Origin of the sequence: Microbacterium jejuense (genome assembly GCF_039544225.1) — a bacterium.
GTDB classification, from domain to species: Bacteria; Actinomycetota; Actinomycetes; order Actinomycetales; family Microbacteriaceae; genus Microbacterium; species Microbacterium jejuense.
Window position 1 is genome coordinate 110,796 of the sequence record NZ_BAABLG010000008.1, and the last position, 21,449, is coordinate 132,244.

The following is a 21,449-nucleotide window of genomic DNA, read 5'->3' on the forward strand; positions in this document are numbered from 1 at the left end:
GGCCAGTCTGCCGGTCAGCGCCGGGCGCGTCGAAGGCTTTCGGGTGCGTCGATACTGAGTGTCTCACCGCGGAAGAACGCCGGACGCTTGATCGCCTGCCAGATCATGATGACGATGCCGACGACGATGATGCCGACGCCGAGCACGAACACGAGGCCGACGCCGCCGATGTTCGACCCGCTGCCGTAGGCGGGGTCCATCGAGTCGATGAGGGTCGTGACGAACAGCACCGCGAGGATCGCGCCGCCGACCAGCGGGAACAGGAACGTGAAGAAGAAGCTCCGCGCCGAGTCGAACCACTGCTTGCGGAAGTACCAGACGCACGCGAACGCGGTGAGGCCGTAGTAGAAGCAGATCATCATGCCCAGCGACAGGATCGTGTCGGTGAGGACATTCTCGCTGACGACGCGCATGACGGCGTAGAACACCGACGCGACGACGGCCGAGACGATGGTGGCGTAGCCGGGCGTGAAGAACCGGGGGCTCACCTTCGCGAACTTCGCGGGGATGGCGCCGTAGTGCCCCATCGCGAGCAGCGTGCGCGCCGGGCCGACGGCCGTCGACTGCAGTGAGGCCGCCGAGCTCGACAGCACCGCGAGCGACACCAGGAACGCGAGGGGGCCGAGGATCGGGTCCGACAGCGCGAAGAACACGTTCGCCGAGATCTCGTCGTTGGCCAGGCCCAGCGGGCCGTCGCCGACGCCCGCGAACATGATGAGGCCGATCGACAGCAGCAGGTACAGGCTCACCACGATGACGACAGTCAGCATCGCGGCGCGCCCGGGGGTCTTCGCCGGGTTCTTGGTCTCCTCGTTCATGGTGAGGACGACGTCCCAGCCCCAGAAGATGAAGATCGACAGCGACAGGCCTGCGGCGAAGGCGCTGAACGACGACACCTCGAACGGGTTGAACCACGACCACGAGAACGCGGTCGGGTCGGGCGCATCGCCCTGCACGGCCTTCACGATCGCGACGACCGCGAACACGACGAGCACCACGACCTGGAAGCCCACCAGGATGTACTGGAACTTCTGGGTGGTCTGCATGTCGCGGTACGAGATGAGCGTCGCGCCCAGCATGAACAGCAGGCACACCACGACGTTGATGATCGGGTTGAACGCCAGATCGGCGATGTCGGGGTTGCCTGTCAGCTGCGAGATCAGCAGGAACAGGAACTCCACCGCGATACCGGCCAGGTTCGACAGCACGATGACGGTGGCGGCGATGAGGCCCCAGCCGGTCATCCAGCCGATCCACGGGCCGAACGCGCGCACGCCCCACGTGAAGGACGTGCCCGAGTCGGGCATGGCGCGGTTGAGCTCGCGGTAGCCGAACGCGGTCAGCAGCATCGGGATGAAGCCGACCAGGATGATCGCCGGCACCTGCGTGCCGACGACGGCGACGGTCGGGCCGAGCGACGCCGTGAGGGTGTATGCAGGGGCGATCGTCGAGACGCCGATGACGACGGCGCCGAGGACGCCGACAGCGCCGGCGCTCAGGCCCTTCTTCGACAGCTCGCCGGCGTGGGCGCCGGAAGCGGGGGCGAGCGGCGCCGCGGCGCCGGAGCTCTGTGGAGCGCTCATCGTGACGCGCCTTCCTGGCGCGTGCGCGGCACGACGACCATCGGTACGGGAAGCTCGTGCAGCATCTTCGCCGCCGTCGAGCCGAGGAACAGGCGCCGGGGCTGGGCCAGCCGGCTGGAGCCGACGACGGCGATCTCGCCCGGCTCCCACCCGAGGTGGGCGACAGCGTCTTCGATGCTGTCGCCGCGGGCGACGACGACATCGGCCTCGACGCCGTCGGGGAGGGCGTCCAGCGCCTTGCCGAGGACGTCGTCGGCGTGCGCGGCGCCCGCGATGCGGATCACGCCGGTGTCGACGCTCGCCGGAAGGTCCACCGACACCAGCGACAGCAGGCGCAGCTCGGCGCCGGTGGCGGAGGCCAGTGCGATGCTCGCATCGAGCAGCGCGTCGGCACCCGGGCGGGTGCCGATCGCCGCCGTCACGCGGGTGATGCCGGTCGCCTCCATGCGGCGCGATCCCTCGGGGGCGAGCACCACCGGGACGTCCGACGAGTGCAGCAGCTCGCTCGCGACCGTGCCCAGGCGGTGGCGTCCGCGCAGACTGCCGCCCGCGGCGCCCACCACGATGAGGGATGCCGCGAACTCGTGCGCCGCGGCGACCAGGCCCTCGGCGAACGAGTCGGCGAAGCGGACGTGCGACCGCGAGGTGACGGCATCCGGGATCGTCGCCGTCGCTTCGGCGAGCCACGTCTCGGCCTGCCCCTGCAGGTACCGGTCGTAGCTCGCGTCGGGCGGGGTGATGACGCTGCGGTCCTCACCCGGCAGCACGAGGACGAGGTCGAGCTCGGCGCCTGCGGCCACTGCGAGACGCGCGCCGAGCGCGACGGCATCGGCGCCGGCGTCGGTCGCGGTGTACCCGACGACGATCCGGACGGTCACCGTCGTGCCGCTTCGAGGACGTTGGCCGCGGCGAAGCGGCCCATGCGGATCGCGCCGTCGACGTGCTGGTAGCCGGCGCCGGCCATGTCGCTGCACGCGAAGTGGATCGGACCGACGGCGGTGCGCAGGTCGGCGCCGTAGCGGTGCAGGCCGCCCATGTCGAAGCTCGCGGCGTAGGCGCCGCGCGTCCACTCCTCCGAGCCCCAGTCGCTCTCGTAGTACACGACGGGGTTCTTGGCCTCGGGGCCGTAGTAGTGCGACAGCGACTCGAGGATGCGCTCCTTGCGCTCCTCGGCCGACAGGGTGAACAGGTCGTCGGCGTTCTGGTCGCTGACGAAGCCGACCAGGGTGCCGCGCTCGTCGCCGTGGTTGGTGTTGTCGTACGCCTCGTGCGACAGCTCATACGGACTGAACGCGGTGCCCGACAGGCCCTGCTCGCGCCAGAACGGGCGATCGTAGACAGCGTGCACCTTGATGACGAAGCCCATCGAGAGGTGCTGGTGCAGCTGGTGCTGGCGACGCGGCAGCGCCGGGACGAACGAGATGCGGTCGTACAGCACGGGAGCGTGGGCGAGGATCGCGTAGCGCGCGTTGACGTGCAGGTCGCCGTCGGCGTGGACGGTGACACCGTCCTCCGACCACTCCAGCGTGCGGACCGCGTGCCCGAGCAGGACGTCGTCGCCGAGGCGCTCGGCGAGCAGGATCGGGACCTGCTGCAGGCCGCCGACGACGCGCTTGTCGAGGATGAAGTCCGCGTCGACGAGGTTGGAGTAGGAGCCTGCCGAGGCCGCCATCAGCAGCGACTGCAGCAGCGAGAACGTGTGCGTGGGCTTGGTGAGCATGGCCGAGCCGGTCGCGAACGCGAGGTTGCGCACGGCCTCGTCGTCGTCGGTCTGCGCGCGCAGCCAGGCATCCCACGTGACGGCGTCCCACTCGGCCGCGTTCGGGTGCTCCCACGGGCGGTCGGGGTCGATCTCGGCGACCATCGCGTCGAGGCGCTCGGTGATGTCCGCGATGACCTTCTCGGTCTCGGGCGAGACGGGGAACATCTCACCGGTGAAGCGGTGCAGCGTGCCGTCGGGTCCGACGTAGACGCTGTCGCCGTCGCGGTAGCGGCTGTAGGTCTCGAGGCCGAGCTCGGCGATGGTCTCTTTCAGCGCTTCCTGATCGGGCGAGACCCACTGGCCGCCGATCTCGAGCATGGCGCCGTCGATCACGTCGGTCCACAGGCGTCCGCCGACGCGGTCGCGGGCTTCGAGCACGACGACCGACAGGCCGGCCTTCTTCAGCTCGTTGGCGGCGGTGGTGCCGGCGGCGCCGGCGCCGATGATGACGACGTCACGGGTCAGCTCGGTCATTCGGACTCCTTTGTCAGGGGCGCGCCGGCCGGCGCGCGTCGTGCGGGTTCTTGCGTGGGGAATGGATGCCGCGACCGCCGTGCTGCAGCGGTCGCGGCATCCCGGATCAGATGGCCGACAGCGCGGCTGCGACGACGTCGAGGCCCTCGTGGAGCAGGTCGTCGGTGATCGACAGCGGCGGCAGGAAACGGATCACGTTCCCGTAGGTGCCGCACGTGAGCACGATGACGCCCTGTGCGATGGACGCCTTCGCGACCGCGGCGGTGAGCGCGGCATCCGGCTCTCCCGTCGCGGGGTCGACGAACTCGGCCGCGATCATCGCGCCGTGGCCGCGGACGTCTCCGACTCGGGGGTCGGCGGCCTGCAGCGCGCCGAGGCGGTCCTTGAGGATCACCTCGATCTCGCGGGCGCGCTCGATCATGCCGTCGTTCTCGAACACGTCCATCGCGGCCACCGCGGCGGCGCAGGCGATCGGGTTGCCGCCGTACGTGCCGCCCAGGCCGCCCGAGTGAGAGGCGTCCATGATCTCGGCCCGGCCCGTCACGGCCGCCAGGGGCAGGCCCCCCGCGATGCCCTTGGCGGTCGTGATGAGGTCCGGCACGATGCCGAACACCTCGCTCGCGAACATGCGTCCGGTGCGGGCGAAGCCGGTCTGGATCTCGTCGGCGATGAACACCACGTCGTTCGCGCGGCACCACTCGACGATGGCGGGGAGGAACCCGTCGGCGGGGACGATGAAGCCGCCCTCGCCCTGGATGGGCTCGATGATGACCGCGGCGAGGTTGTCGGCGCCGACCTGCTTCTCGATCATCGAGATGGCCTTCTTGGCGGCGAGACCGCCGTCGAGACCGTCGCGGTAGGGGTACGACAGCGGCGCGCGGTAGATCTCCGACGCGAACGGGCCGAAGCCGCTCTTGTAGGGCATCGCCTTGGCGGTGAGCGCCATCGTGAGGTTGGTCCGGCCGTGGTAGCCGTGGTCGAACGCGACGACCGCCTGCTTGCCGGTGTACTTGCGGGCGATCTTGACGGCGTTCTCGACCGCCTCGGCGCCCGAGTTGAACAGCGCGCTCTTCTTGGCGTGGTCGCCGGGCGTGATGCGGTTGAGCGCCTCGGCGACCGTCACGTACGAGTCGTACGGCGAGATCATGAAGCACGTGTGGGTGAACTGCGCGACTTGCTCCTGCACGGCCTTGACGACCTTGGGGTGCGCGTTGCCGATCGTGGTGACGGCGATGCCCGAGCCGAGGTCGATGAGCGAGTTGCCGTCGGCGTCGACGACGACGCCGCCGCCCGCGGCCACCGCGTGCACCGGGACGGTGTGCCCGACGCCGGCGGGCACGGCTTCGGCCTTGCGGTCCAGCAGCTCCTGGGAACGGGGACCGGGGATGCTGGTGACGAGGCGCCGCTCCTGCGGAAGGGACGGACCGCCGAGCGGGGTTTCGATGATGATGTCGGCTGCGCTGCTCATGGTGGGGAGCGTATGTCGCCCCTTCCCGCGCGCGCACCCGCCGTAGCGTACATTCTGTGCGGGCGAGTGTACGGGTCGTACATCGTGACACGTACACTCGCACCATGGACGCCGACGACGCCCCCACGCTGCGCGCACTGCTCGCGCGCCGCGATCTGAACCTGTCACCCGCGGTCGACGACATCGACCCGGCGGCGCTGGATCGCACGATCCGCTGGGTGCACAGCTCCGATCTGGCCGACCCTACGCCGTTCCTGTCGGAAGGTCTCGTGCTGCTGACGACGGGCACGCAGTTCCCGGGCGGCGACGGCGCGGACGCATCGGAGCTGTACCGGGCGTACGTGCACCGGCTCGCCGCGCGGGGCGTCGTCGGCCTCGGCTTCGGCACCGAGGTCGTGCGTGACGGCATCCCTCCCGCCCTCGTCGACGCGTGCCGCGACGAGCGGATGCCGCTGTTCGAGGTGCCGTACCGCACGCCGTTCATCGCCGTCGCGCGCGCCAACGCCGAGGCGATCGCGGCCGAGGCGTACGCGCGGCGCAGCTGGGCGCTCGCGGCGCAGCGGGCGATCGCGCTCGCGGCGCTCCGGCCCGACGGCCTGGGCGCGACCGTCGCCGAACTCGCCAAGCAGCTCGACACGTGGGTGGGCATGTTCGACGCGGCGGGCGAGCCAGCGCGCGAGCATCCGCTGGGCGGGCTCGACCCCGAGACCGCGGCGGCGCTGCAGCGCGAGGTCACGGCCGTGCTGCACCGCGGCGCACGCGCCGGGTCGTCGCTGCGCATCGGCGACACCCCGTTCACGCTGCAGACGCTGGGCCGCGGCGGGCACCTGCGCGGCGTCATCGCGATCGCCGCGGGCGACCTCGATCAGGAGGGCCGCGTCGTCGTGACAGCCGTCATCGCGATGGCGGGGCTCGCTCTGGAGCAGCAGCAGGGCTTGGTGCGGGCGCGCAGTGCGCTGCGCGCGGGGCTCGTGCAGTCCCTCCTCGCCGGCGACCCGGCGCTCGCGCGGCGCACATCGCGGGAGCTGTGGGGACCCCTTCCGCCTGCGCCGGTGTCGGTGGGGCTGACCGATGCCGCCTCCGCGCGCATCGACGGCATCGCCGAGCTGCTCGAGCTGTGGGCCGACGAGCGGCGCGGCGCGCTGTTCTTCGGGCGCACCGACGACGGGCTCGTGCTGGTCGTCCCCGCGGGCGATCTCTCGGGGATCCGCGACCTCGCCGACAGGTTCGATCTGCGCATCGGGCTGTCGGATCCCACCGGCTACGACGGCTTCGCGGCCGCGGTGGGCCAGGCCCGCGTCGCCCGCGACCGGGGCATCGGCCCGATCACCGCGTTCGCCGACGTGTCGCGCGCCGGCGTGCTGTCGGCGTTCACCGACGAGGCGCGCTCCCTGGCGCGTGCCGAACTGGCCCCGCTGTACGAGCACGACGCGTCGCAGGGCACCCACCTCGTCGAGACGCTGCAGGTGTGGCTCGACGAGGACTGCTCGCACGAGGCGACCGCTCAGGCTCTCGGCGTGCACCGCCACACCGTGCGCACCCGGCTGGCGCTCGTCGAGCGCGTGCTCGGGCGCGACCTGTCGTCGTTCGCGACCCGCGCCGAGCTGTGGGCGGCGCTGCGCGCCCTCGACGTCTGATGCCCCGCCGGCCGCGGGTCGCGGCATCCCCCTCCGTTCGTTCGTCGTATGCGTACGCCGAACCGGCGAGATCGCGTACACATACGACGAACGAACCGGGAGGGGTGTCGGGCTCGGGCGCGAGTTCGGACAGATCGGCCGGGACGCCGCGGGCTCGCACTCGGCAGGATGAGCCCATGAACGGATCCGTCGTCCCCAACGGACAGGTCTCGTGGTGGTGGCGGAGCCTCGGCGGCACGCCCGCGCCTCGCGCGCCGCTGCCCGCAGACCTCGACGCCGACGTCGCGATCGTCGGCGCCGGCTACACGGGCCTGTGGACGGCGTACCACCTGAAGCGCGCACAGCCCGACCTGCGGATCGTCGTGCTCGAGCAGCGCTTCGCCGGGTTCGGCGCCTCGGGCCGCAACGGCGGCTGGCTCACCAACTCGGTCACCGGCGGCCGTGAGGGCTATGCCACGACCCACGGCCGCGACGCGGCGATCGCGCAGCAGCGGGCGCTCAACGACAGCGTCGACGAGGTGATCGCGACCGCCGCACGCGAGGGCATCGACGCCGACATCGTGAAGGGCGGCGAGCTCGAGGTCGCGCGCACGCCCGCACAGCTGGCACGGATGCACGCGTTCGCCGCGGCGGAGCAGGCCCGGCCGCACACCGATGTGGAGCTGATGGATGCCGGGGCCACGGCATCCCGGATCCGCATCGACGGCGCACTCGGCGCGGTCTGGCACCCGCATTGCGCGCGGGTGCACCCCGCCAAGCTGGTACGCGGCCTCGCCGAGGCCGTCGAGCGGCTGGGCGTCACGATCCACGAGCAGACCCGCGTGATCGAGATCGCGTCGGGCCGTGCGGTGACCGACCACGGCACCGTGCGCGCAGCGCACGTGCTGCGGGCGACCGAGGGGTTCACGGCCGACCTGCGCGGCGAGCACCGCACGTGGCTGCCGATGAACTCGTCGATGATCGTGACCGAGCCGCTGCCGCCGGCATTCTGGGATGCCGTCGGCTGGGGTGCGCGCGACACCCTGGGCGACTTCGCGCACGTGTACATGTACGCGCAGCGCACCGCCGATGACCGCATCGCCTTCGGCGGACGCGGCGTGCCGTACCGGTACGGCTCGCGGGTCGACACCGACGGCACCACGCAGGAGCGCACGATCGCCTCGCTCGCGCGGCTGCTCCATGCCTTCTTCCCGGATGCCGCGGGCACCCCGATCGCCCACGGCTGGGCCGGCGTGCTCGGGGTGCCGCGCGACTGGTCGGCGGCCGTCGTCCACGACCGTGCCACCGGACTCGGCTGGGCGGGCGGCTACGTCGGCACCGGCGTCACGGCGACGAACCTCGCCGGGCGCACGCTCGCCGACCTCGTGCTGGAACGCGACACCGAGCTCACCCGCCTGCCGTGGGTCGGGCACCGGACGAAGCGATGGGAGGTCGAGCCGCTGCGGTGGACGGCCGTGAACGCGATCTACACCGCGTACCGGATGGCCGACCGGTCAGAGGCGTCCGCTCGCTCGTCGCGCACCGCGTGGCCCGCGCACGTCGCCGACCGGGTCGCCGGGCGCCACTGACCTCACTCGCGGACGAGCGCCTCGATGAGGCCGGGGAACCGCTCGTCGAGCTCGGCGCGGCGCAGCTGGATGGCGTGCGTGCGACCGCTCACGATCGTCCGCGTGAGGCCTGCTTCGCGCAGGGTCTTGAAGTGGTGCGAGAGGGTCGACTTCTGGATGTCGAGGCCCCACACGTCATAGCCCTTCGAGTGCGGCTCGCCGTCGGCCAGCACGCGCACGATCGCCAGGCGCGCGGGGTCCGCGACCGCGCGCAGCACCCCGACGAGGTCGACGTCGGCGATGTCGGGCGCCGGGTACGGGTCGACGGCGTCGGCGGGCACGGTGTCCTCCAGAAATTGTTTGACGGTCATCGAACAATGATTTACCGTGACCGTATGACAACGATCGAACAATCGTACCGCGGAACCCTCGGCAGGCTCATCGTGCTCGCCGGCGCGACCTTCCTGGTGGGCACCAACGCCTTCGTCATCGCAGGCCTCCTCCCCCGCATCGCCGGTGCGCTGCACGCCGGTCAGAGCGCGGTGAGCTACACCGTCACCGCCTACGCGCTCGTCGTGGCGCTCGCCGCGCCCGCCATCGCCGTGCTGCTGCCCCGCGCCCCGCAGCGGGTGCTGATGGCGAGCGGCGCACTGCTCTTCGCCGCCGGCGCCGCCATCACCGCCCTGGCCACCGGCATCGAGTGGTTCACCGTCGGCCGCATCGTCGCGGCGCTCGGCGGCGCCGCCCTCGTCCCCACCGCCACGGCGGTGGGCGCACAACTCGGACCCTCCGAACGCCGCGGCCGCGCGCTCGCGATCGTCGGCGCGGGCTTCACCCTCGCGACCGCACTGGGCGCGCCGCTGGGCACCGTGCTGGGCAGCGCGGTCGGCTGGCGGGTTCCCCTCGGCATCCTCGCGGTGGCCGGCCTGGTCTGGGCACTGCCGCTGCTCACGGCATTCCGCCTGCCCTCCCGCGGCGGATCGGGGACCCTGCGCGACCGCTTCGCACCGCTCGCCGACACCCGGGTCGTGCTCACCCTCGGCGCCGTGGTGCTCACGGTCGCCGCCTTCAACATCGTGTACATCTTCAGCGCCGCCGTCTCGGCGCCGGCGACCGGCGGATCGGGCACGCAGCTGGCGACCCTCCTGCTCGTGTACGGCGCGGCGGGCGTGGTCGGCAACGCGATCGCCGGCGGGCTCACCGACCGGCTGGGCAGCCGCGCGGCCGCGATCGCGGCGCTGGCGGTGCAGTTCGTGTGCCTCATTGCGATCGCCCTGCTCGAAGGCTCGTACATCGGGCTTCTCATCGCGTTCGCGGTGTGGGGCGCGGCCGCCTTCGCCATCACCATCCCGATCCAGCACCGCCTCGTGGCGCTCGCCCCCGAGTCGGCTGGATTCACGATGTCGTGGTTCTCGACGGCGATGTACCTCGGCATCGCGATCGCGCCGCCGCTGGGCAACGCCGCGGACGCCGTCGGCGGCGCCGTCCTGATCCCCGTCGCGGGCGCGCTCGCGACGGTCGCCGCGATCGCCCTGTTCCTCGCCGCCTACCGTCGCCGCGCTGTGCGACCCGCGCTCCCCGACGTGACCCGCTCGGCGGCCTGACGCGCCGCCGCGCGGCCCCGGAATTCGGAGAATCGCGTGTTCTCCGGACGCTGCGGCCGCGGGCATCCGGAAAACCGACGAAACTCCGATATTCGGAGCCGCGAGAGGGGGTGAGGATCTCGAGTCAGCGCGGGGCGTGCGACTCCAGGAACTCGTAAAGATCGGTCGTGTCGACACCGGGGAACGCCCCGGTCGGCAGGGTCGCCAGAAGCGTCCGCGGCGTGCGGACGTTGGGCCAGGACTGATCGCGCCACGAGGATTCCAGGTCGGCGGGAGCGCGCCGGCAGCAGACCTCGACGGAGTGCTTCGACACGCCGCGGTTCTGCGTGTCGCGGCCGAGGAACCACTTGGTGTCGTCGAAGCGCACGCCGACCGACACCGAGTGCGCGCCCTCGCGCGACAGCTCGACGCGGGCCGTGCACCAGTACGTGCCGTTGCCCGTGTCGGTGTACTGGTAGTACGGGTTGAAGTGGTCGTCGACGTCGAACACGACGCGCGAGGTCCACTTGCGGCAGCACATCTGCCCCTCGATCGAGCCCAGGCGGTCGGTCGGGAAGTTCACGTCGTCGTTCTCGTACACCTTCGTGATGACGCCCGACTCGTGCACCTTCAAGAAGTGCACGGGCAGGCCGAGATGGACTGTCGCGAGGTTGGTGAACCGGTGCGCCGCGGTCTCGTACGACACCGAGTACGCGTCGCGCAGGTCCTCGATAGAGATGGCGCGGTCGTTCTTGGCGTCCTGCAGGAACGGCACCGCGTGCGCCTCGGGGATGAGCAGCGCACCCGTGAGGTAGTTCGTCTCGACCCGCTGGCGCAGGAACTCGGCGTACGACGTCGGCTCGCGATGCCCGAGGATGCGGCTCGACAGCGCCTGCAGCACGGCCGTGCGGGGGTCGCCCTTCTCGGTAAGCCGGCTCGACAGGTACAGCCGCCCGTTCTTGATGTCCGCCACCGACCGCGTCGTCTGCGGCAGGTCGGGGACATAGTGCAGCGTGAACCCGAGATGGGCGGCGATGTCGGATGCCGTGCGCTGGGTGAGCGGACCGCCGGGGTGGTCCACCGCATCGAGGATGCGACGCGCCTGCTCCTCGAGCTCGGGGAAGTAGTTGTTCTGCGTGCGCATGAGCCTGCGCAGCGCCACGTTCGCCCGCCGGGCCTCTTCCGGCGTGGCCGCGCGCTCGTCGCGCAACCGTTCGATCTCGCCCTGCAGCGCGATCATCGCCTTCAGCGCCTCGGTGGGGACGGTCTTGCCGATGCGGAACGGCGGGATGCCGAGCGCCTGGAACGTCTGCCCGCGCATCGCGCGCTCCAGCGAGATCTCCAGCGTGGCGCGCTCGTCGAGGGGCTCGGACTCCAGGATCGCCTCGATCGAGGAGCCCAGGGCGCGGGCGATCGCCTGCAGGAGCGTGAGCTTCGGCTCGCGGCGGCCGTTCTCGATCATCGACAGCTGACTCGGCGCGCGGTCGACGGCCGCGGCGAGCTCTTCGAGCGTCATGCCGCGGTCGGTGCGCAGCTGCCGGATGCGGCGGCCGATGGTGAGCGGGTCCACCTCTCCATCGTCGGGTTCTTCTGCGCGGCGATCGGTGCTCGTGAGCGTCGTCATCGCTCGATTCTGTCACGAAAACAGAAATCTCCCGAAACTTCACACCTGATTTGGTCGGTTTCGACCCCGAACTTCACCGGATAGTGGACACACGCACCTCCGATCGATCCAGAACGCGGATCAGGGGACGCCCCGACCCGGCACACACGCCGGGAGGTGGCATCCCTCTCCCCTCTCAGAAGCAATCGCTCACAGGAAGGCAGGGACATGACACCTGCAACCGCCACCCCGATGCGCATCCGCACGGGACCGATCCCCACCCAGACCCACCAGCCGATGCTCGAGATCGCCGGCCGACTCGGTCCGCGCTACGACGAGATCCTCACTCCCGAGGCCATCGTCTTCCTCACCGAGCTGCACCAGCGCTTCGGCGCCCGCCGTCACGACCGTCTCGCCGACCGCATGCGTCGCCGGTTCGAGATCGGCAACGGCCACGACCCGCAGTTCCGCGACGACACGCGTCACATCCGCGACGATGCGAGCTGGCAGGTCGCCGGCGCCGGCCCCGGCCTGGAGGACCGCCGCGTCGAGATCACCGGCCCGACCGACCCCAAGATGACGATCAACGCGCTGAACTCGGGCGCGAAGGTGTGGCTCGCCGACCAGGAGGACGCCACCAGCCCCACCTGGAAGAACGTCATCGAGGGTCAGCTGTCGCTGCGGGACGCGATCCGCGGGGAGCTGGAGTACACGAGCCCGGAGGGCAAGCGCTACGAGGTCACCGCCGCCGAGACGCCCACGATCGTGATGCGCCCGCGCGGCTGGCACCTGCCCGAGCAGCACCTGCGCTTCACCGACCGCACCGGCCGCACGCTGGCCGCGTCGGGGTCGCTCGTGGACTTCGGGCTGTACTTCTTCCACAACGCGCAGCAGCTCATCACGAACGGCCGCGGCCCCTACTTCTACCTCGCCAAGCTCGAGTCCAGCGAAGAGGCGAAGCTGTGGGACGACGTCTTCACGTTCAGCGAGCAGTACGTCGGCATCCCGCACGGCACGATCCGCGCGACCGTGCTGATCGAGACGCTGCCCGCGGCGTTCGAGATGGAGGAGATCCTCTTCGAGCTGCGCGACCACGTCGCGGGCCTGAACGCCGGCCGATGGGACTACATCTTCTCGATCATCAAGAACTACCGCGGCCGCGGCGCCCGCTTCGTGCTGCCGGACCGCAGCGAGGTGACGATGACGGTCCCGTTCATGCGGGCCTACACCGAGCTGCTCGTGCAGACGTGCCACAAGCGGGGTGCCTTCGCGATCGGCGGCATGAGCGCGTTCATCCCGAACCGCCGCGACCCCGAGGTGACGGCGCGGGCGTTCGAGAAGGTCGCCGCCGACAAGAAGCGCGAGGCCGGCGACGGCTTCGACGGCACGTGGGTGGCCCACCCCGACCTGATCCCCACTGCGCGTGCGGAGTTCGACGCGGTGCTGGGCGATCGTCCCAACCAGCTCGAGCGTCAGCGCCCCGAGGTGCACGTGACCGCGGCCGACCTGATCGACGTGCACATCGGGCGACCGATCACGGCGGCCGGCGTCCACGCGAACGTGTCGGTGGCGATCCGCTACCTCGAAGCGTGGCTGCGAGGCCTGGGAGCCGTCGCGATCGACAACCTCATGGAGGATGCCGCGACCGCCGAGATCAGCCGCAGTCAGGTGTGGCAGTGGATCCACCAGGACCGCACGACCGACGACGGCACCCCGATCACCCGCGACTACGTCGAGGGTCTGATCGGCCAGGTGCTCGGCGAGGTCGACCGCACCGACGAGGACCGGTTCGACGACGCGGCCGAGATCTTCCGCGAAGTCGCGCTGGGCCAGGAGTTCCCGGCGTTCCTGACCCTCCCGGCCTACACCCGCTACCTGGCCGACTCCGAGTGACCGACTCCCCGAAGAAGGAAGAGACATGACCTCCTACCACGACGACATCGACGCCATCCGCGCGCTCAAGGAGCAGAACGGCTCGGGCTGGGACGCCATCGACCCCGAGCCGGTCGCCCGCATGCGGGCGCAGAACCGGTTCCGCACGGGCCTTTCGATCGCGCAGTACACCGCCGACATCATGCGCCGCGACATGGCCGAGTACGACGCCGACTCGTCGGTGTACACCCAGTCGCTCGGCGTCTGGCACGGCTTCATCGGCCAGCAGAAGCTCATCTCGATCAAGAAGCACCTGAAGTCCACGAACAAGCGCTACCTCTACCTGTCGGGGTGGATGGTCGCCGCGCTCCGCTCGGAGTTCGGCCCGCTGCCCGACCAGTCGATGCACGAGAAGACGGCGGTGCCGGCACTGATCGAGGAGCTGTACACGTTCCTGCGCCAGGCCGACGCCCGCGAGCTCGACCTGCTCTTCACGCAGCTCGACGACGCCCGCTCGGCAGGCGACGACACCGCGGTCGACTTCATCCGGTCGCAGATCGACAACCACGAGACCCACGTGGTGCCGATCATCGCCGACATCGACGCGGGCTTCGGCAACCCCGAAGCCACGTACCTCCTCGCCAAGAAGATGATCGAGGCCGGCGCCTGCGCCATCCAGATCGAGAACCAGGTGTCGGACGAGAAGCAGTGCGGCCACCAGGACGGCAAGGTCACCGTTCCGCACGAGGACTTCATCGCGAAGCTCAACGCCGTCCGCTACGCCTTCCTGGAGCTCGGCATCGACAACGGCGTGATCGTCGCCCGCACCGACTCGCTCGGCGCCGGACTCACGCAGAAGCTGGCCGTCACCCACGAGCCCGGCGACCTCGGCGACCAGTACAACGCGTTCCTCGACGTCGACGAGATCTCGCAGGACGAGCTGGGCAACGGCGATGTCGTCATCAAGCGCGACGGCAGACTGCTGCGCCCGAAGCGCCTGGCGAGCAACCTGTACCAGTTCCGTTCGGGCACCGGTGAGGAGCGCTGCGTGCTCGACTGCATCACGTCGCTGCGCAACGGCGCCGATCTGCTGTGGATCGAGACCGAGAAGCCGCACGTCGAGCAGATCGCCGGAATGGTGGATGCCATCCGCGCCGAGATCCCCCACGCCAAGCTCGTCTACAACAACAGCCCGTCGTTCAACTGGACGCTCAACTTCCGCCAGCAGGCGTACGACCTGCTCGCCGAGCAGGGCGCGGACGTGTCGGCATACGACCGGGCCGACCTGATGAGCGTCGCCTACGACGGCACCGAGCTGGCGCAGCTGGCCGACGAGAAGATCCGCACGTTCCAGCGCGACGGCTCGGCGCGCGCGGGCATCTTCCACCACCTCATCACGCTGCCGACCTACCACACCGCGGCGCTGTCGACCGATGACCTCGCCAAGGGCTACTTCGGCGACGAGGGGATGCTGGCGTACGTCAAGGGGGTGCAGCGTCGCGAGATCCGCGAGGGCATCGCCACGGTCAAGCACCAGAACATGGCCGGCAGCGACATCGGCGACAACCACAAGGAGTACTTCGCCGGCGACGCCGCCCTCAAGGCCGGCGGGCAGCACAACACGATGAACCAGTTCGGCTGAGCCCGCGGCACCACGAGTGCGGGACGAAGGGATGCCGTCACCCGGCCGGGTGGCGGCATCCCTTCGTCTCGGGGACCGTGTCGACGGCCCCTGTCGGCGGACCGCGTCACCTGCCGCCGACGGCGCTGCGGTACCGGCGCGGCTTGCCCTCGCCGAGATCGGAGACCCGCTCCACGCGCTCGACGTCGAGGGGCTGATCCAGCAGCGCCGCGAGCGCCAGGCGCACGGCATCCGCGTCTCCACCCGCGATGCGCGCGCGCACCGCTCCCGCGGCGTCCTGCTCGACGCTCCAGCCGCGCGCCCCGTAGGTCTGGAGCTGCTGCGTGAGGTCCACGCACGGCACGCGGGAGCCGTCGCCGCGCACGAACACCGTGTGCTCGCGCCCCTCCAGGTCGGCGATGCCGATCCCGCCGTCTGGCAGCGCCACGAGCCGCCCGTAGTCGCCGGTGCGGTAGCGCACGAGGGGCAGCAGCGGGTTCTCGCCCGCCGTCACGGTGAGCTCGCCCACCTCGCCGTCGGCGACCGGACGCCCGTCGGCGCCGAGCGTCTCGACAAGCACGCGCCGGTCGAGCACGCGGAACGGCCCGTCGTCGGTGCGGACCGCGATAGGCCGTGTCTCGTGCAGTCCGTACACGTCGAACACCGGGCATGCGAACGCGTCCTCCAGGTCGGCGCGCAGCGGCGCCGACAGCGCCATCGCCCCCGAGAACAGCACGAGCGGCCGCAGGACCGCACGCAGATCCGGCTCGAGCAGCTCGGCGAGGCTGGTCGGGTTGCCGGCGACGGCCTGCGGCGCGGCATCCCGCAAGAAGTCGGAGCGATCGGATGCCGTCGCCCACGCGCTCCCGTCCAGATTGAGCCGAGCCATCGCGCGCCGGGCGAACGAGCTCACGAGCGACACATAGGTGAACGCCTGGCGCTGGTGCACGAGGTTCACCAGCGCGAGCCGCTCGCCGTCGGGGCGCCAGTCGACGCCGGCCCCGCGGGCGAGCGCGACGAGCAGGTGGAATCCGCGGGCGACCTCTTCGACGTCGTCGGGGATGACCAGCGCCGCGCCGGTGGACCCCGAGCTGGAGCCGTGCAGCATCCGGTCGAGGTCGGCATCGAGCGGCACGAACGCCGCGAGGTCGTCGACGAGGTCCGCGCGGGTGATCGGCGGGAAGTCCGGCAGCCCGTCGAGGCCCGGCATACGGCGGTAGTGCAGCAGCCGGCGAGCGGTGTCGAGGTGCTCCGGCAGCCAGTCCTCTGTCGGCAGCGGCACGCGCACGCGTTCGACGGCGGCGGCGGTGAGCCGGTCGCCCGTCTCGTGGACCCAGCGGGGGGCGGAGGGATGCCGCCGCCACCGCTGCAGACGAGCCGCGCCGTCGGCGTCCATCGTCGGCCAGCGCTCGGCGTCGGTCAGCACCGCGGCATCGCCCGGTACGTACTCGGCGAGCGCGAGCGGGTCGTCGGCGTGATCACTCACTCGAATACCTCGCGGCGGCTTCGCGGGCGCGGGCTTCGGCGAGCCGGCGCGCGATCTCGGCCCGGTGGGCGTGCTCGGCGTACGCCTCGGCGAGGGCGGCGTTGCGGCGCAGGGAGTCGCGGGCGTCGAGGAGGGACCGCGCGGTGCTGGCGTCCTCGCCGGCGGGCAGCAGAGCGCACCACAGCAGGAACGTGCGCGCGGCCTCTTCGCGGCGCTCGTCGTCCGACAGCCACTCCAGCGGGGCGGCGACCGGTGCGAGCCGCAGGGCCAGTGCGTCGACGGCGAGCGCACAGCCGGCGGGCGTCAGCGGCGGGTCGAACGGCTCGACCACGTCCTCGCTCGCGATGAGCCACAGGGCGATGGCCGCGCCCTGCCGCACGCGCTCGTCGTCGGCGTGTGCCGCGGCGGTCACCGGGCGGCCGAGGATGTCGCCGGCCAGCGCCGCGATCGACACGTCCTCGTCGAGGAAGGGCCTCGGCACGCTCGACAGCCGCGCCGCGACGGCGGCGAGCGACGGACCGGGCTGCGCGTCCTCCCACTGCGCGTCCACGGCGGGTGCGGCGGCCGCCCACGCCGCGAGGATCTTCTCCGCCTCAGCCATGCAGCACCTCCGCGAGTCGCGCGCACGCCGCGGGCGCGTCGTCCATCTTCGTGACGTAGAGCATCCCGTACCCGGCGGCGGCGGCGAGCGCCTCGACCCGTCGCGCCGAGTCGAGCACGACCAGCGACCCGGTCGTGAGCTTGGTCCGCACCCGGGCGGCGACGTCGGCGAACGGCTCGTTGCCCACGCCGAACATCGAGGCGAGACCGTCGTCCGACAGCACGACGAGATGACGACGGATGCCGGCGTCCGTGGCGGCGGCGGCGCCCGGCAGTGCGGGGAGCGGATCGTAGCGCCGCGCGAGCAGATCGAGCGGGAAGGACGTCCCGCCGCCGAAGTAGAGTGCGAGGTCGCCCACGATGCGGACGTGGTCACGGGTGAAGCCGCCGGAGCCCGCCGCCTCCCCCGGCCCCGAGAAGCTCGTGACGCGCACGCGTCCACCGCCGCGCAGCACCGACAGGGCGAGGATCGTGCCGGCGAGCACGGCGGCCGAGCCCCGCGACGGGTGAGGCATCGAGCCGGACGAGTCGATGTACAGGTCGAGCTCGATACCGGTCTCGGTCGGCGCCTGATCGTCGTCGAGGTACGACCGCCGCCGCGTCGTGACGCCGGGCACGACGACCGGCGCCGCCTGCAGGGTGGCGGGCCAGTCGAGGTCGGCGAGGTCGTCCCCCGCCTCCCAGGTCTCCAGCGGTCCGGGAAGCTCCGCGGCGGGACGCGCCGGGCCGCGCTGGGTGAAGGGGCGCACCCATCGCGCCGCCTCGGCGCGGTACCAGGCTGCGAGCACCGCGGCGGCATCGGACCCCTCGTACAGCGCAAGGGTCTGGGCGACGCCGAAGCCCTGGCCGGCTCCTTGCGCACCCGGCGCGGTCGGGTCGGCGATGCCGGCGCCGGCCCTGCCGGGATCGCTCGCGCGCACACGGAGCGGAACGTTGCCGTGCAGCCTGGGGTCTGCGAAGACACGGCCGAGTTCGTCGGAGCTGGCCGGCGTCGCATCGGCCGCGCACGCGCCGCCGGGGCCTCCGGCTCCAGGCCCGCCTCGCCCTCCGGGAGCGGAGCCGCCGGAGCCGGTGGCCTCGCGCTCGCGCGCCCGCTCCTCGGCGACGATGTACGGCCCCATCACGATGCCGAAACGCAGCGCGCCCGAGACCGCATCGCTCGCGAACGTGCGCACGATGCGCGCGACGTCGTCGGCGTCGAGGGCAGGGTGCGCGGTGACGGCCGCCTCCAGCTCGGCCGCGACGCGCGCCGCCGCCGAGCGCGCCTCGCGCAGGGCCTGCTCCTTCTCGCGGAAGCGCTCCGGCACGCGATCGAGCGGACGCTCGGCGGGGTCCGCCGCGACGGGCGCGGGAGCGGGCAGGGGCGGCGGGTTCAGCGCGCACAGCTCGCCGGCCGGCAGGTTCCACAGCAGCTCGTAGGCGCGCAGGTACACCCACCACAGCGCACGCGTCGTCTCGTGGCCGCCGCGGTACATGATCCGCGACGTGCGGACGATCCCCGGTGCGCCGACGGCTCCGGTGCGATGCGCGGCATCCCGCCGGCGCTGGAGCAGGGCGACGCGGGTGTTGACCAGCAGGTCCGTCCACAGGTTCGCCAGCAGTGAGACGTCGTCCTCACGGAGGGTCTTCGCGCCCGCAGCGACGAGCGCCCGTGCGAGCTGGTGCCGGATCTTGAGTTGGTCGATGCGGGTGCTGGGGGCGAGGGCGTGGTGTCCGAGCTCATGCGCGAACACGCTCTCGAGCTCGCCGTCGGCGCCGAGCTGACGGAGCATCGCCGGATCGACGACGATCGCCGGCGGGAACGTGAACCAGGCCGCCGCGCCGTGCTCGGCACCGGCGCCGGGCAGCAGCTGCGCATCGCCCATCTGCACACCCCACAGCTCCTGCGCGCGCTCCCACGCCGCGCGTGCCGGCCCGTCCAGCACGGCGTGCTCGGGTGCCGGATGCGCGGACGCCGCATGCGTCGGCGCCGGCCACGGCCATCTCACGCGGCGTCCTTCACGTGGACCCACGCCAGGTACGAGTCCTCGAGGCACACGATCGACGCGCGGGGATCGGGTGCCGCCGCCCGCGGCTGCCCGTCGAGCACGGCGAGCCGGGACCCCCACACGTCGGCGTCCAGCCGCCACCAGTCGGCGCCGGAGCGGATCGCGAAGACGCCGTCGTCGCCGAGCGCCCGGCCCGCGTCGGGCGGGGCGGTCCACGCGCCGCCGAGTCCGCGGAACCCGCCGACCGCGCAGACGTACCCGCGCGCCGCACCGCGCCCCGGCCACCAGAACCGGTCGGTCCGCTGGCGCTGCGCGAACTCGTCGAGGGCGTCCTCGGCGAGGAACAGCGCGGCCGCGACCGCGCGTCGCCCCGCCGCGTCCGCGCGCAGCACCTCGAGCCGCGCGAGGGCGTCGTCGCGGAAGGCCAGCGCGCCCGCACGCCAGGCCGCGATGCCCGCGAGCGCCACCGTGTGCTCGGGTGCGGCATCCCTCCGCTGTGCAGCCGCGAGCGACGCGCCGAACCGCCCCGCGCTGCCGCCGGCAGCCCGCACGTTGCGTGCGGCGAGCGCGAGATCCAGGCCCGGCACCTGGTCGGGAGCGCCCGAGGCCGGCACGTCACGATCGGCGAGATGCCCGGGCCGGCGGATCATGCCCCGTGCTCCGCCCAGCGCAGGTAGGCCGTGTAGCGCTGATGCAGGTACTTGAGCGTCGTCAGGTCGTCGAAGTCGCGGCCGTAGAGCTTGCCGGCGGCCGAGATCGCGCGCACGCGCGCCTCGATCTCGGTGAGCCGGCGGGATGCCTCGACCGCCGACACGCCGTCCAGGCCCTGGTCCAGCTGCGAGAGCAGCTCGCGCACCGGGTCGCCCTGATCGCGGCCGAGGGCCTCGTACTGCCGGCACGACTCGGCGAACAGGTCGCCGAGCCAGCTGACGACGTCGGTCGCGAGCTCGTGCTCGGCGCCGATGTCGAACCGGGGATGCGTGGTGTTCGGCAGCAGCTTGCCGCGCAGCACGAAGGGCAGCACGGCCGCCACGTCATCGATGCCCACGGCGGGGCGGCCGCGGAACCACGCCACGGCCTTCGCGTAGACGATCAGGGTCTGCAGCGCCCGCACCGACAGCCCGTTGAGGGTCTGCGCACCGAGGTCGGCAGTGAGGTCGGCGCCGGAGTTGCCGTCGATCACCTCGGCGACGCGGCCGCCCGCCGTCGTCACGGTGTCCTTCGTGCGGTACTCGAAGCGGCGGCCGCCGCCCTGCACGAACTCGAAGTGGCTGAGGAAGAACTCCAGCCGTCGGCGCACCTTCGGCGGCAGGGGCACCGCGCGGATCTCGTCGCGCATGCGGCGGTGCTCACCGGGCGCGAACACCAGTTCGCCGGGCACGTGCTCCTCGGGCTTCTCGCCGGCCTCGACGCGGGTGACCAGCTCGTCGAGGAACCGGCTGTTGAAGCTCGCCGCCTGCACCGTGACGTCCATGCGGTCGCGCAGCGCCTGGATCACCGGGAACGTGCCGCCCCCGGCGTCGTCGTTGGCCGTGAAGAACCAGCTCTCGACGCCCCGATCGGGGTTGGTGGGGTGCATCTGGTCGTGGCTCTCGACGTAGCCCTCGGCCACCATCGTCAGCAGGGCGGACTGCGTCTTGGTGGGGATGCGGTTGTACTCGTCGACGATCTTCACCGGGCGCGTCAGCCAGCCACGCCACGCGATGCCGATGTCGGTCAGGCTCGACGCGTTGATGAGGTCGCGCGGCAGCGGGATGCCCACGAGGTCGCTGATCGTCAGCTGGGGCTGCCCCTGCTGCACGCCGCGACGCACCTCTTCGGCCGACGAGCCCGACAGCACGCCCATGATCACGGCGACTGTCGTCTTGCCGCGACCGGGACCGCCGACCAGCAGGCACTTGCCGCCGACCGCGAACGACAGCAGCGGCAGCAGCACGTTCGACGAGAACGAGGCATCGCTCGGCAGCGTCAGCACGGCGCCGGCGTCGCCGAGCGGAAAGCTCAGCGGCGCCCCGTTCGAGAACTCGATGTCGTAGTACGGCGAGATGACGGCGCGGTTGACGATCCAGTAGTACGTGCGGCGCAGCTTCTCATCGAGCGGGACGTGCGCGTCGCCCGGCGCCTCGACGCGGAACAGGTCATCGGCGGTGAGCGGTTCGATGCCGTCCGAGGCCGTCAGCGTGGTGGGTGACTCCGAGACCTTGTGCCAGCGATCCGCCATCGCG

General features: G+C 71.8%; 16 protein-coding genes. 5 read left to right on the forward strand and 11 right to left on the reverse strand.

The genetic code is table 11. The features are described 5' to 3' along the window. Window positions 1-14 precede the first annotated feature (14 nt). From ABEA46_RS13220 to gabT, 4 genes are all read right to left on the reverse strand, one after another. Window positions 15-1,583, reverse strand: a complete 1,569-nt coding sequence (locus tag ABEA46_RS13220; protein ID WP_345545019.1) for an APC family permease — start codon at window positions 1,581-1,583, stop codon at window positions 15-17. After that, window positions 1,580-2,461 (reverse strand): universal stress protein, encoded by an 882-nt coding sequence (locus ABEA46_RS13225; protein WP_345545020.1) that lies wholly within the window; start codon window positions 2,459-2,461, stop codon window positions 1,580-1,582. The genes ABEA46_RS13220 and ABEA46_RS13225 overlap by 4 nt, the downstream gene beginning before the upstream one ends. Then, entirely contained in the window at window positions 2,458-3,819 is a 1,362-nt protein-coding gene (locus ABEA46_RS13230; RefSeq protein ID WP_345545021.1) for a flavin monoamine oxidase family protein, read from the reverse strand. The genes ABEA46_RS13225 and ABEA46_RS13230 overlap by 4 nt, the downstream gene beginning before the upstream one ends. A 106-nt stretch (window positions 3,820-3,925) precedes the next feature. Beyond that, window positions 3,926-5,287, reverse strand: coding sequence for a 4-aminobutyrate--2-oxoglutarate transaminase (gabT, locus tag ABEA46_RS13235; protein ID WP_345545022.1), 1,362 nt, complete (start codon window positions 5,285-5,287; stop codon window positions 3,926-3,928). 104 nt (window positions 5,288-5,391) lie between these two features. Between gabT and ABEA46_RS13240 the strand changes: the two genes are divergently transcribed. Both ABEA46_RS13240 and ABEA46_RS13245 read left to right on the forward strand, forming a co-directional pair. Continuing rightward, window positions 5,392-6,924, forward strand: coding sequence for a PucR family transcriptional regulator (locus ABEA46_RS13240; RefSeq protein ID WP_345545023.1), 1,533 nt, complete (start codon window positions 5,392-5,394; stop codon window positions 6,922-6,924). Window positions 6,925-7,100: 176 nt separating this feature from the next. Then, a complete protein-coding gene (locus ABEA46_RS13245; protein WP_345545024.1) occupies window positions 7,101-8,492 on the forward strand; it encodes an NAD(P)/FAD-dependent oxidoreductase in 1,392 nt (463 codons plus the stop codon). A gap of 2 nt (window positions 8,493-8,494) precedes the next feature. On the opposite strand, the gene ABEA46_RS13250 is transcribed toward ABEA46_RS13245, so the two are convergent. After that, on the reverse strand, window positions 8,495-8,842 hold the full coding sequence (locus ABEA46_RS13250; RefSeq protein ID WP_345545025.1) for an ArsR/SmtB family transcription factor: 348 nt from the start codon (window positions 8,840-8,842) through the stop codon (window positions 8,495-8,497). Window positions 8,843-8,866: 24 nt separating this feature from the next. Between ABEA46_RS13250 and ABEA46_RS13255 the strand changes: the two genes are divergently transcribed. After that, window positions 8,867-10,075: an MFS transporter gene (locus tag ABEA46_RS13255; RefSeq protein ID WP_345545026.1), complete on the forward strand. Its 1,209-nt coding sequence runs from the start codon at window positions 8,867-8,869 to the stop codon at window positions 10,073-10,075. Window positions 10,076-10,199: 124 nt separating this feature from the next. Here ABEA46_RS13255 and ABEA46_RS13260 read toward each other — a convergent pair whose 3' ends face one another. Continuing rightward, window positions 10,200-11,678, reverse strand: coding sequence for a helix-turn-helix domain-containing protein (locus tag ABEA46_RS13260; protein WP_345545027.1), 1,479 nt, complete (start codon window positions 11,676-11,678; stop codon window positions 10,200-10,202). 231 nt (window positions 11,679-11,909) lie between these two features. On the opposite strand from ABEA46_RS13260, the gene aceB reads away from it, so the two are divergent. Beyond that, window positions 11,910-13,550 (forward strand): malate synthase A, encoded by a 1,641-nt coding sequence (gene aceB, locus ABEA46_RS13265; protein ID WP_425563198.1) that lies wholly within the window; start codon window positions 11,910-11,912, stop codon window positions 13,548-13,550. A 25-nt stretch (window positions 13,551-13,575) separates the two neighbouring features. Next, window positions 13,576-15,171: an isocitrate lyase gene (locus ABEA46_RS13270; RefSeq protein WP_345545028.1), complete on the forward strand. Its 1,596-nt coding sequence runs from the start codon at window positions 13,576-13,578 to the stop codon at window positions 15,169-15,171. Window positions 15,172-15,277: 106 nt separating this feature from the next. On the opposite strand, the gene ABEA46_RS13275 is transcribed toward ABEA46_RS13270, so the two are convergent. The 5 genes from ABEA46_RS13275 to ABEA46_RS13295 are packed head-to-tail and all read right to left on the reverse strand — an operon-like array spanning window position 15,278 to window position 21,445. Beyond that, complete coding sequence (locus tag ABEA46_RS13275; RefSeq protein ID WP_345545029.1) at window positions 15,278-16,636, reverse strand: AMP-binding protein; 1,359 nt, start codon at window positions 16,634-16,636, stop codon at window positions 15,278-15,280. Further along, the gene (locus tag ABEA46_RS13280) at window positions 16,629-17,237 is read right to left on the reverse strand and encodes a phosphohydrolase (protein WP_345545030.1); all 609 of its coding nucleotides are present in this window, start codon (window positions 17,235-17,237) and stop codon (window positions 16,629-16,631) included. Before ABEA46_RS13280 ends, ABEA46_RS13275 begins: the two co-directional genes overlap by 8 nt. Further along, window positions 17,230-19,224, reverse strand: coding sequence for a VWA domain-containing protein (locus tag ABEA46_RS13285; protein WP_345545031.1), 1,995 nt, complete (start codon window positions 19,222-19,224; stop codon window positions 17,230-17,232). The genes ABEA46_RS13280 and ABEA46_RS13285 overlap by 8 nt, the downstream gene beginning before the upstream one ends. Beyond that, window positions 19,221-19,874, reverse strand: a complete 654-nt coding sequence (locus ABEA46_RS13290; protein WP_345545032.1) for a potassium transporter Kef — start codon at window positions 19,872-19,874, stop codon at window positions 19,221-19,223. The genes ABEA46_RS13285 and ABEA46_RS13290 overlap by 4 nt, the downstream gene beginning before the upstream one ends. After that, a complete protein-coding gene (locus ABEA46_RS13295; protein WP_345545033.1) occupies window positions 19,871-21,445 on the reverse strand; it encodes an AAA family ATPase in 1,575 nt (524 codons plus the stop codon). Before ABEA46_RS13295 ends, ABEA46_RS13290 begins: the two co-directional genes overlap by 4 nt. Window positions 21,446-21,449 lie beyond the last annotated feature (4 nt).